The sequence below is a fragment of the Amycolatopsis bullii genome (assembly GCF_014654205.1).
Classification (GTDB): Bacteria; Actinomycetota; Actinomycetes; order Mycobacteriales; family Pseudonocardiaceae; genus Amycolatopsis; species Amycolatopsis plumensis.
Genome location: NZ_BNAW01000018.1, coordinates 97,626 through 108,768 on the forward strand (window position 1 = coordinate 97,626; position 11,143 = coordinate 108,768).

The following is an 11,143-nucleotide window of genomic DNA, read 5'->3' on the forward strand; positions in this document are numbered from 1 at the left end:
AATTCATCCGGATTCCCTCCCGAACGACGATCCGCATGCTTATAACTCGGCGATGCCGTAAAACGGCATGCTGTCCAACCGGATCCAACTGGGGGATTCATGTTCAGCATTTGCACTGTCGGTGAGCGCGCGGACACAAATCCGGCAACTCGCCGTTGGCGCCGCAGATGACCACGGCCTTTCCCGACCCGGTCGACTGTGGACTCACCGTGGTCGTACCGTGCTTCAACGAAGTTGAAAATATCGAACCGTCCTATCGGGAAATAACCAACGAACTGGGCCACTATTCACTCGAACTTATTTTCGTCGATGACGGAAGCACCGATGGCACGCTCGCCGGTATCCGCGCGCTCGCGGCCGCGGACCCGCGCGTGCGGTACCTGTCTTTCACCCGCAATTTCGGATTCGAAGCGGCTTTCTCGGCCGGTTACCGGTATGCGTCCCGGCCGTGGGTCCTGCACGTCGACGCCGATCAGCAGTTCCCCGCCGCCGAGGCGGAAAAGCTCATCGAAGCCGCCCGCCAGGGCAACGACGCGGTCTTCGGGGTCCGCACCAACCGCCAGGACCCGCTGCTGCGCCGCTGGGGCACCGCCGCGTTCCACTTCCTCGGCCGCCGCGTGCTGCGCATCGAGATCCCGCCGGGCGCGACCGCGTTCCGGCTGGTCCGCACCGAGCTGGCCCGCCGGATCGTCGACCTGCGGCTCGGCACGCCGTACTTCCTGGCCACGGTTCCCCGGCTGACCAGCCGGTACACCTGCGTCCAGGTGGCGCACCGGGCCCGGGAACGCGGCGAATCGAAGGTCGGCTTCGGCTTCCTGGCTTCGCACGCCATCGAGCTGTTCGTCGGGTTCACCCGGAGGCTGACGACGGCGGCGTCCGCGACCGCCCTGTCCGCGGGCGGGCTCGGGGTACTGGCCGCCGCCGCGGCGGCCTTCGGGCTGCTCGGCGCGAGCGCCACGGCCGCGTTGCTGTTCGCGCTGCTCAGCGTGCTGCTGGTCGTCCTGTCGCTGACCGTGCGCTACCTCGTCGTGGTCGGTGCGGGACAGCCGCGGCCCCGGCAGTTCTACGTCCGGGAAGCGAACTTCGCCGTCGAGGCGGACGACCGGCTCTTCACTTCGGAGGACCCGGCGGGTCCCCGGCTCATCGATGTGCAACTGGGGAAAGGCGTTTCAGCGTGACGAGTTCGAAGAACGGCCCGGCGAGAACCCTGGTGATCCTGGGGGGCGCGGACGGTTCGGTCAGCACCTACGAGCGAGCGCGGGAACTGGGGTTCCGCACGCTCTGCGTCGACGTCCGGCCCGGCGCACCGGCCGTGGCGTACGCCGACGAGTTCCTGCAGGTCAGCGTGCGCGCGCCGGAGCAGATCGCGGCCGCGCTCGACGGCCGTGACGACCTCGCCGGCGTGCTGTGCCCGGCCAGCGACGTCGGCCTGCCCGCACTGGCCTGGCTGACCCGGCACTGGGGCATGCCGGATCCGCTGCCCGTGGCCGCGGTCGAGGCCTCGACCGACAAAGCGGTGTTCCGCGCCCTGTGCGACCACCTCGGCCTGCCGGGCTACCGCAGCGTCAGCGGCCGCCCCGGGCCGGAACTGGTCCACGCGGCCCAGCAGCTGCGGTTCCCCGCCCTGGTCAAGCCGGTCGACTCCTCCGGTAGCCGGGGCGTGGTCTCCTGCCCCGGCCCGGGCCGGCTGACCAGTGCGTTCGCCGAGTCGCTCGCGTTCTCGCCGTCCGGACGGCTGGTCGTCGAGGAACACCTCGACGGCACCCACTTCACGATCGAGGCGCTGGTCGTCGACGGCCGGGTCGTCTTCCACGCCGTCACCGAACGGACCCTCACGCCGCCGCCGTTCTTCGTGACGTCGTCGCACCTGCTGCCCGCCGCGCTGCCGGCGGACGCCGAACTGCGGCTGATCGAGGCCCTCGACCTGATCTGCACCGAGCTCGGCTACCGGAGCGGGCCGCTCACGCTGGACGCCGTGCTCGGCCGCGACGGGCAGCTGTACCTCGTCGAGATGGGGGCCCGCATGGGCGGGAACGGGCTCGCGGAAGCGATCGCGCAGTGCCACGGCGCCGACCTGATCGCCGCCGGGATCGCCACCGCGACCGGCGGTGAGGTGCGGCTGGACCTGCACGAGCCGAAGCCCACCCTGGTGCACGTCCTCGCGTCCGACCGCGGCGGGCACTTGTCCCGAGTGGACGGTGTCGAGGACGTGCGCGCGCTGCCCGGGCTGGTCGGGCTCCACCTGTTCGCCGACGAGGGTTCCTTCGTCCGGCCGTACGACCAGGCGGGCCACAAGCTGGGGTACGCCGTGCTCACCGCCGACTCGGTGCCCGAGCTGCTCGCCGCGGAGAACGCGGTGCGCGGCACGCTGAAGTTCCTGCTCCACGAGCAGGACATGGCGGTACCCCTGCCGTGACGGGCCCCTCCTCGGCCACCACCGCGCCGGCCGTGGCGCCGCCGCGGCCGGCGGTGGTGCTGCGGCTGCTCGCCGGCCGGGGCGCGTTCCGGCTGTCGGTCCAGCTGATGGGCCTGGTCCTGATCACCGCGTGGGGCGCCCGCGACTACGGGCGGTTCGCGAACGCGCTCGGCCTGATGACCTGGCTCAACTTCGTCCCGGGCGCGGCGGAGAAGGCCGCGCTCAAGGCTCTCCCCCGGCTGCGGCTGACCCTGGACGCGGTCGCCGCGCTCGCGGTCCGGGTCGCCGCGGTGCCGGTGCTGGTGGTGCTGGCCGCCATGGCCGTCACGCTCGTGGTGGCCCCGCGCTCGGACGCGGCGCTGTACCTGACCGTGGCGGCCTGGTCGATCTCCGGCGGCCTGCTGATGACCGTGTCCGGCCTGCACCGCCTGCGCGGGAAGTCCACATTGGACGCATTGGCGTTCACCGCCGGCTCGGTCGTCGTCGGCGTGGTGACCTGCCTGACGTGGGTGGTGCGGTGGCCGCCCGGGATGCACCTGGCCCTGCTGCTCGGCGGCCTGCTGGTGATCCTCGGCGCGTCGGTCGCGCTCCTGCCGCGGCCGTGGCTGGGCGGCGGCGGGCTGCCGGGGCACCGGCTCCTGCCGGCCTTCGGGCGCAGCACGGTCCTGCTCGGCCTGACCGAGGTGCTCGACGTGCTCGCGACGTCGACGGTGTTCGGCGTGTTCGCGCTGTCCGGACGGACCACCGAAAGCGGCCCGTTCTACCTGGCGCTGCTCGTGTCGAGCGCGTTCTGCTCGCTGGTGTTCTACCAGCTGAAACTGCACCAGCCGACGGCGTCGTGGCGGATGCGCGGCACCGGCGCGGCGGCCGGCCGGGCCCGGGCCGTCGAACTGCTGAAGCTGGTCGAGCGCGGCGGGATCGCGTTCGCCGTGCTGCTGGCCGCCGGGCTCGCGGTGCCGTCGACGCGGGCGTTGCTCACCGACGAAGACAGCTACGTCGTGCTCGGGGTGCTCGTGCTCGTCGAGACGGCGTTGTACGCGACCGGGATCTACGCGAGCTTCCTCGTCGAAAACACCAACAGCAAGGTGCTGACGCTGACGTCGGGCGCCGCCGTCGTCTCACTGGTCGCGACCGCCGCCGCCGCGGCCCTGCTCGTCCCGCCGCTCGGGCCGGTGGGCGGGTTCGCCGCGCTCGTCTTCGCGCTCGCGGTCAAGGCGGCCGTCCTGCGCCGTCTGGTCCGCCGTCACTGATGTCTGCACACTGGGAGGAAGTCATGTACGTACTGGGCATCAGCAGGGTCCACGACTCGGCCGCGGCCCTCGTGCGCGACGGCGAGATCATCGCCTTCGCCGAAGAGGAACGCTTCACGCGCGTCAAGCACGACGGCGGCTTCCCCGCCGAGGCCATCAAGTTCTGCCTGGAGCAGGGCGGGATCACCCTCGCCGACGTCGACCACGTCGCCTACTACTGGCAGCGCTGGAAGGAGGGGATCCACGCGGCCAAGGTGTTCGCCCGGTACTTCCCGGGCACGCTGGAGGTCTTCCGCAACACCAACGGCGACGAGGGCGGCCGGTCCGCGGGGATGGTGGACACGTTCAAGACCGGCGGTGGCTCGGGCAGCGACGACTACCACGTCGGCGGCGCGGTCCTCGCGCACATCAAGCGCTCCTACACGCTGGAGAAGGACGTCAAGGAAGCCGTCGGCTGGACCGGTCCGACGAAGTTCAAGACACACCTGGTCGACCACCACCGCGCGCACGCGGCCAGCGGCTACTTCATCTCGCCGTGGGACGAGTCGGCCGTGCTCACCTTCGACGGCATCGGCAGCGACGGCACGGCCACCTACCTCGCGCACGGCCGCGGCGACCGGATCGTCGACCTGCGGCGGATCAAGTTCCCGCACTCCCTCGGCGCGATGTACGCCGGCGTCACCGGCTACCTCGGCTTCTACCCGACCCGTGACGAGGGCAAGATCATGGGTCTCGCGCCGCTGGGCGAGGACACCTACGTCGACGCGTTCAAGCAGCTGATCCACCTCAGTGACGACGGCGGCTTCGAGCTGGACCTCAGCTGGTTCGGGCACCACCGGACCGGCAAGCACGTGATGGCGAAGAAGTTCACCGACACCTTCGGCCCGGCCCGGCCGAAGACCCGCGTCACGGCGGAGAACCCGGTGCCGCAGCACTACTGCGACATCGCCTACGCCCTGCAGGTGACGCTGGAGGAAGCCGGCCTGCACCTGGCCCGGTGGCTCCAGCGTGAGACGGGGTCGAAGCGGTTGTGCGTCGCCGGCGGTGTCGCGCTGAACAGCGTCATGAACGGCCGGATCCTGCTGGAGACACCGTTCGAGGACTTCTTCGCCCAGCCCGCGGCCGCCGACGACGGCTGCGCGCTCGGTGCCGCGCTCGAGGTCTCGGTCGGCAAGTACCACCGGCCGCGCCCGCGCGAGGGCTACACCTACACCGGTCCCGAGTACACCGAGGCCGAGATGGAAGTGGCGTTGCAGGACGCCGGGGTCGAGTACGCGCGTGTCGACGACATCGCCGCGCACACGGCCGCGAAGGTGGCCGACGGCCGCATCGTCGGCTGGGTGCAGGGCCGGATGGAGTGCGGCCCGCGGGCCCTCGGCAACCGCTCCCTCGTCGCCGACCCGCGCGACCCCGAATCGAAGACGCGGATGAACGAGAAGGTCAAGCACCGCGAGGCGTTCCGCCCGTTCGCGCCGTCGTGCCTGGCCGAGCGCGCGGGCGAGTACTTCGTCAGCGACTACCCGTCGCCGGTGATGCTGCTGGTGTTCGACGTCCTGCCGGACAAGCGCGCCGAGGTCCCGGCGATCACCCACGTCGACGGGACCGCGCGGGTGCAGACCGTCAGCCGGGAGGACAATCCGCTGTACTACCGGATGATCAGCGAGTTCGAGAAGCTGACCGGGGTGCCGATGGTGGTCAACACCTCGTTCAACGACAACAACGAGCCGATCGTGGCGAGCCCGCAGGACGCCATCGCCTGCTACCTGAAGACCGACGTCGACGCGCTGGCCCTCGGCCCGTTCTGGGTGGAGAAGCCGCGGCTGGAGGAAGAGTGACCGTCCTGGATTCACCCGGTTTGGTCGCCGCGCTGTACCGGCGGCGGCAGTGGCTGTGGCTGGTGGCCGCCGTTCCCGCGGTGGTCACCACGCTGCTGATCATGGTGGTGCTGCCGCCGGACCAGACGCTGGACAACGTCGGCGACTGGGCGTTCAAGCTGTGCCCGTTCGTCTTCGCGGTGCTGACCGTGGCGCTGTTCCCGCGCGGGCGGTTCGGGCCGGCCCTGATCGTGTTCGCGGTGTTCGTCTACATGTCCTATTTGGACACGGAACTGGTCATGCGGGTCCAGCAGTTCGCCAGGGAAGCGCCCACGAACGACGACGCGTTCCAGCCGGTGTACCAGTTCGAGCTGTTCGTGACGACGTTCATCGTGCTGTTCGCGCTGCTGGCCTACCGCCTCGGCGGCGGCCGGACGGCGAACGTGCTCAAGGTCGGCGTCGCGTCGATCCTGGTGGTCATCTCGGGTGTGAACGACCTGACGTTCTGGGCGCTCAACGACGTCTGGTCGGCGGGGACGAAGCCGACCGAGCTGAAGTGGGCGTCGCACATGATCGTGTTCCTCGGCGGGCCGCCGAGCGTGCCGGCCGCGGTCGCGTTCATGGCCGTGCACCTGGTGCTGGCCGCGATCGTGGTCGCGCTGCCGGTGGGGCGGTGGGTGACGGTCAGAGTCCGCGGTTCACAGCCTGCAGCTTCGTGACGGCGGCCGCGTCGCCCTCGAAGCCGAGCTTCACGGCGTCGCGGCCGAACACGAACAACAGCAGGTCGACCGGGTCGCCGACCACGGTGACCGGGTCGGGCCCGGTCTTGACCGCGGCCTCGCGGCCGTCTTTCGTGCGGAGGGTGACGCCGACCGGCGCCTTGCGCAGGTTCAGCTTGGCGGCCTGCTTCGCCGACTTCCAGGCGGCGGCGTCCCGGGTGGGGTCCGCGGGCCGCGGTTCCCAGCCGGGCTGCGCCCGCCGGACGTCCTCGTGGTGCACGAGGAACTCGGCGGTGTTCGTGAGCTCGTCGAGCGGGCCGATCGCGGTGGGCCAGAACTTCGCCGGGCCGGTGCGGACCTGGCCCACGAGCTCGCCCCAGGGCTTGGCGGCGTAGCGGTCCTGCACCTTCCGGGTGTACCCGGCGAGCGCGGGCACGAGGATGCCGGGCGCGGCGTCCGGCCGGTGCTCCCGCACGACGAGGTGCGCGGCGAGGTCCCGCGTGGTCCAGCCCTCGCACAACGTCGGCGCGTCCGGCCCGAGGTCTTCGAAGAGCGCGCTCAGCGCCCGGCGTTCGTCAGCAGCGACACCCATGGCCTCGACGTTACCCGCCGGTAGCCGCCCTGGCGATGTGGCGGTGAGCTAGTGGTGGAACGCCGTCGCCTGGGCCGGGTCCTTCGGGCGGCCGCCGAGCTGCTCCAGCTCCGGCAGCACCCGGGCCAGGTCCGCCAGCAGCAGGTCGGCCAGGTCGTGCGTGAAGCCGTTGCGGACCACGATGCGCAGCACCGCCAGGTCCGTCCGGTTCTCCGGGAACGTGTACGCCGGCACCAGCCAGCCCCGCTCGCGCAGCCGCCGGGACACGTCGAAGACGTCGAAGCCCGCGTCCGGAACGGTCGTGAACGCGAACACCGGCAGCTGGTCACCTCGGGTCAGCAACGAGAACGGCCCGAGCCCGGCGATCCCGGACGACAGGTGCGTGGCGACGTCCCGCGAAGCCTGCTGCACCGCCGCGAACCCGGAGCGGCCGAGCCGCACGAACGTGTAGTACTGGGCCGCGACCTCGGCGCCCGGGCGGGAGAAGTTCAGCGCGAACGTCGGCATGTCGCCGCCCAGGTAGTTGACGTTGAACACCAGCTCGGACGGCAGCGCGGCCTTGTCGCGCCAGAGCACCCAGCCGACCCCCGGGTACACCAGCCCGTACTTGTGGCCCGACGTGTTGATCGACGCCACGCGCGGCAGGCGGAAGTCCCACTCCAGGTCCGGGTCGAGGAAGGGGGCGATCATCGCGCCCGAGGCGCCGTCGACGTGCACCGGGATGTTCCAGCCGGTCCGCTGCTCCAGCGCGTCCAGGGCCGCGGTGATCTCCGCGACCGGCTCGTAGCTGCCGTCGAACGTCGAGCCGAGGATCGCCACCACGCCGATCGTGTTCTCGTCGCAGCGGGCCACCGCCTCGTCGGCGGTGAGGTGGTAGCGGTCGCCCTCCATCGGGACCAGGCGCGGCTCGACCTCCCAGTACTCGCAGAACTTCTCCCAGCACACCTGGACGTTCGCGCCCATCACCAGGTTGGGCTTGCCGCCGCGGCCGTGACGGTTCCAGCGCCGCTTCAGCGCCATCCCGGCGAGCATGCACGCTTCCGACGATCCGGTCGTCGAGCAGCCCATGACGTCCGCGGGGTCGGGTGCGTGCCAGAGGTCGGCGAGGATGTTCACGCAGCGCCGCTCGAGCTCGGCCGTCTGCGGGTACTCGTCCTTGTCGATCATGTTCTTGTCGACGCACTCGGCCATCAGCTCGCGCGCCTGCGGTTCCATCCAGGTCGTGACGAACGTGGCCAGGTTGAGCCGCGCGTTGCCGTCCAGCATCAGCTCGTCGCGCACGAGCTGCAGCGCGGTGTCCGGCGGCAGCGAGTCTTCGCGCAGCCTGTCGTGCGGCATGACGAAGTCCGCGGCGAGGGCCGGGTTCGCCCCGGCGTACAGCGGATTCGTCCCGGCCGCGCGGTTCGGGCGCTCGGCGTTCCCCTGATGCAAGACCATGCCACCGAACGTACTGGCCACACGCGCGCGAAAGGGGCCGCTCCGTCCGGAACGGCCCCTTTGGTGGGAAAATCAGGCCTGCTGGGCCTGCCACATCCAGTGCGCCTCTTCCAGCGCCCGGGTGATCTCGATCAGCAGGTCCTGCGTGACGAGGTCGCTCTTGTCGGTCTCGTCGATGCGCTGGCGCAGCCGCTCGATGAGGGCGGCCAGGATGTCGACGATCGCGGCGACCGTGGACTCCACCGACTGCCAGTTGTCCGGGTACTCGGGCACGCCCGAACTCTCGACGACGGTCTTGGCCTTGCCGTTCGGCGAGATGCCGATGGCGTTGGCGCGCTCGGCGACCTCGTCGACGTACTGGCGGGCGGTGTTCACGAGCTCGTCGAGCTGCAGGTGCGCGCTGCGGAAGTTCGACCCGACGACGTTCCAGTGCGCCTGCTTGGCGATGAGGGACAGGTCGACCAGGTCGACCAGCGTCGCCTGCAGGGCGTTGCCGGTGATCTCCTTGTCGGCCTCGGACAGCGGGCTCTTGATCGGAGACTTGCTCATCTGGTTGTGATCCTTCCTCGTACTGGTTCGGACCGGGGGTGGCGGGTCAGACGGTGGCGGAGAGCGCGACCTCGATGTTGCCGCGGGTCGCGTTGGAGTACGGGCACACCTGGTGCGCCTGCTCGACCAGCTGGTCGGCCTGGGCCTGGTCGAGACCCGGCAGCGAGACGTTCAGCGCGACGCCGAGGCCGAACCCGACCTCCTGCTTGAGCACGCTGACCTCGGCGGTCACCGTCGAGCCGGTCAGCTGCACCTTCGCCTGGCGGGCGACCAGCTGCAGAGCGCTGTGGAAGCAGGCCGAGTAACCGGCGGCGAAGAGCTGCTCGGGGTTGGTCTTGTCCCCGCCGGGCCCGCCCATCTCCTTCGGGACGGCCAGCGACTCGTCGATGACGCCGTCGGAGGACGTCACTTCGCCGTTGCGGCCGTCGCCGCGCGCCGTCGCCACCGCGGTGTAAAGCGCCTGACCCATGCTCAGCCTGCCTTCTGTCGCGGACGCTCCTCAACGAGCGTCTCACTGGGCACAACATCCCGCACCCGCGGAACGGTGCCCCCACATGGCAGGCATCACGTCTGGTTACGTACCCGGCGCCCCCAGGGCGAAACGTCATGCGGTGCGCGTCACCGCGAATTCGGCGACCTGCCGCCCGATCAGGCGAAGGGTGCGGACGCTCTTCTCGTCCGACGCGCCGCCGGCCTCGTCGAACTTGGTCTCGGCGGAGTTGATCGAGCCGCCCAGCGGGGTGGCCCAGCCGCGCAGCGCGTGCGTGATGGTGCGGAGCTGCTCGAGCGTGGTCACCGCGGCCTGCCAGCCGTAGGCGACGGCGGCGAGGCCGACCGCGCGGCCGTCGAGGTACGGGCGGGTGTCCCCGCGCAGGTCCTCGACGTAGTCCAGGGCGTTCTTGACCAGGCCGGACAGCGCGCCGTGGTAGCCCGGCGAGACGACGATGAGCCCGTCCGCCTCCCGGATGGCCTCCACCAGCCGGGTGGCGCGCTCGTCGCGCTCGGGGACACCGGCGTCGTAGAAGGGCAGCACGAGTTCGGGGCCGGTGATCAGCCGGGTCCGGACGCCCACCTCGGCGGCGCCGTCGAGCGCGATCTGCAGCGCGCGTTCGGACTGGGAACCCTCGCGGAGAGAGCCGCCGATCCCGAGCACGTTGATCGTCCTGGCTGAAGTCACGTTTTCAGGCTAACCCCTCTACTTAACTGGAGGACCAGACTCTGGGACCGAGGTGCCGGTCACACCTGGACCAGTTACCTACTGACAAGTAACCTCCCCTGCAGCCCTGACGCTGATGGAGGAACCATGGCGATCCCGCTCCCGGTCCGCGCCCAAGCCGCGGCTTCGCAGCTCGCGTTCTGGCTGCCCACGCCGATGCGACGGGCGGTCGCGGGCCCGACCGTCCGCATCGACGGCCAGGACCTCGCGCTCGACGCCCAGCTCCTCCTCCGGCTCCAGAAGATCGCCCGGGCCGAGCTGGTGCAGGGCTCGGTCGAGCGGTCGCGGGCCCTGCTCGACACCGGCAGGCACCTGGTCAGCGGCAAGCCGATCGAGCCGGTCTCGGTGCGGGAGATCGCCGTCCCGACGCCCGACGGGGACCTGCCGGCGACGCTCTACACGCCGGTCGGGCTGCCCGAGAAGTCGCCGCTGCTGGTGTTCTTCCACGGCGGCGGCTGGGTGATCGGCACCCGGTCGAGCCACGACAACGCCGCCCGCTTCCTGGCCAAGCACGCCGGGGTGCGGGTGCTGTCGATCGAGTACCGGCTGGCCCCGGAGTTCCCCTTCCCGGCGGCGACGGAAGACGCGCTGGCGGCGTTCGAGTACGTGGTGGCGAAGGCGGGCGACCTCGGCGCCGACCCGGACCGCATCGCGGTGGGCGGCGACAGCGCGGGCGGCAACCTCGCGGCGGTGACGGCCCAGCAGGCGGTGCGCCGCGGCGGCCCGGTGCCGGCGTTCCAGCTGCTGATCTACCCGGCGACGGACTTCGCGCGGCGCTACCGCTCGCAGGACCTGTTCGCCGAGAACCTGTTCCTGACCGACGTGCACATGAAGTGGTTCGAAGGCCACTACGTGCCCGAAGGCACCGACCTGACCGACCCGCGGCTCTCGCCGCTGCGCGCGGAGGACCTGAGCGGGCTGCCGCCGGCGCTGGTCGTCACGGCGGGGTTCGACCCGCTGCGCGACGAAGGCGAGGCGTACGCGGAGAAACTGCGTGAGGCGGGGGTCCCGGTGGCGTTGCGGCGGCACGAGGACCTGATCCACGGGTTCATCAACTTCACCGGCGTCGGCACCCGCTTCCGCGAAGCACTGGCGGAGACAGCGGGCGCCCTCCGGCAGGGTCTGTCCAAAGTGAACTGAAGCACGCGCG

11 protein-coding genes are annotated in these 11,143 nt (G+C 70.9%); 6 read left to right on the plus strand and 5 right to left on the minus strand.

All coding sequences use genetic code 11. From position 1 onward, the window contains the following. Nucleotides 1-167 precede the first annotated feature (167 nt). The 5 genes from IE317_RS21395 to IE317_RS21415 are packed head-to-tail and all read left to right on the plus strand — an operon-like array spanning nt 168 to nt 6,199. A complete protein-coding gene (locus tag IE317_RS21395; protein WP_191312717.1) occupies nt 168-1,178 on the plus strand; it encodes a glycosyltransferase family 2 protein in 1,011 nt (336 codons plus the stop codon). Then, nucleotides 1,175-2,416: an ATP-grasp domain-containing protein gene (locus IE317_RS21400; protein ID WP_191312718.1), complete on the plus strand. Its 1,242-nt coding sequence runs from the start codon at nt 1,175-1,177 to the stop codon at nt 2,414-2,416. Before IE317_RS21395 ends, IE317_RS21400 begins: the two co-directional genes overlap by 4 nt. Next, the gene (locus IE317_RS21405) at nt 2,413-3,666 is read left to right on the plus strand and encodes a hypothetical protein (RefSeq protein ID WP_191312720.1); all 1,254 of its coding nucleotides are present in this window, start codon (nt 2,413-2,415) and stop codon (nt 3,664-3,666) included. The genes IE317_RS21400 and IE317_RS21405 overlap by 4 nt, the downstream gene beginning before the upstream one ends. 23 nt (nt 3,667-3,689) lie before the next feature. Beyond that, a complete protein-coding gene (locus IE317_RS21410) occupies nt 3,690-5,501 on the plus strand; it encodes a carbamoyltransferase family protein (RefSeq protein ID WP_191312722.1) in 1,812 nt (603 codons plus the stop codon). Next, on the plus strand, nt 5,498-6,199 hold the full coding sequence (locus IE317_RS21415) for a hypothetical protein (RefSeq protein WP_191312724.1): 702 nt from the start codon (nt 5,498-5,500) through the stop codon (nt 6,197-6,199). Before IE317_RS21410 ends, IE317_RS21415 begins: the two co-directional genes overlap by 4 nt. Here IE317_RS21415 and IE317_RS21420 read toward each other — a convergent pair. The 5 genes from IE317_RS21420 to IE317_RS21440 all read right to left on the minus strand — a co-directional run bounded on the left by IE317_RS21420 (nt 6,165) and on the right by IE317_RS21440 (nt 9,930). Next, nucleotides 6,165-6,791 (minus strand): TIGR03085 family metal-binding protein, encoded by a 627-nt coding sequence (locus tag IE317_RS21420; RefSeq protein WP_191312726.1) that lies wholly within the window; start codon nt 6,789-6,791, stop codon nt 6,165-6,167. The two genes, IE317_RS21415 and IE317_RS21420, sit on opposite strands and share 35 nt — an antisense overlap. A 48-nt stretch (nt 6,792-6,839) precedes the next feature. Then, entirely contained in the window at nt 6,840-8,228 is a 1,389-nt protein-coding gene (locus tag IE317_RS21425) for a glutamate decarboxylase (RefSeq protein ID WP_191312728.1), read from the minus strand. A 72-nt stretch (nt 8,229-8,300) separates the two neighbouring features. Continuing rightward, nucleotides 8,301-8,777, minus strand: a complete 477-nt coding sequence (locus IE317_RS21430; RefSeq protein WP_176174268.1) for a Dps family protein — start codon at nt 8,775-8,777, stop codon at nt 8,301-8,303. Nucleotides 8,778-8,823: 46 nt separating this feature from the next. Then, complete coding sequence (locus IE317_RS21435; protein ID WP_191312730.1) at nt 8,824-9,246, minus strand: organic hydroperoxide resistance protein; 423 nt, start codon at nt 9,244-9,246, stop codon at nt 8,824-8,826. A gap of 135 nt (nt 9,247-9,381) precedes the next feature. Further along, nucleotides 9,382-9,930, minus strand: a complete 549-nt coding sequence (locus IE317_RS21440) for an NADPH-dependent FMN reductase (protein WP_373309089.1) — start codon at nt 9,928-9,930, stop codon at nt 9,382-9,384. A 150-nt stretch (nt 9,931-10,080) separates the two neighbouring features. Here IE317_RS21440 and IE317_RS21445 point away from each other — a divergent pair, with 150 nt between their 5' ends. Beyond that, the gene (locus IE317_RS21445) at nt 10,081-11,133 is read left to right on the plus strand and encodes an alpha/beta hydrolase (RefSeq protein ID WP_191312734.1); all 1,053 of its coding nucleotides are present in this window, start codon (nt 10,081-10,083) and stop codon (nt 11,131-11,133) included. Nucleotides 11,134-11,143: the final 10 nt, after the last annotated feature.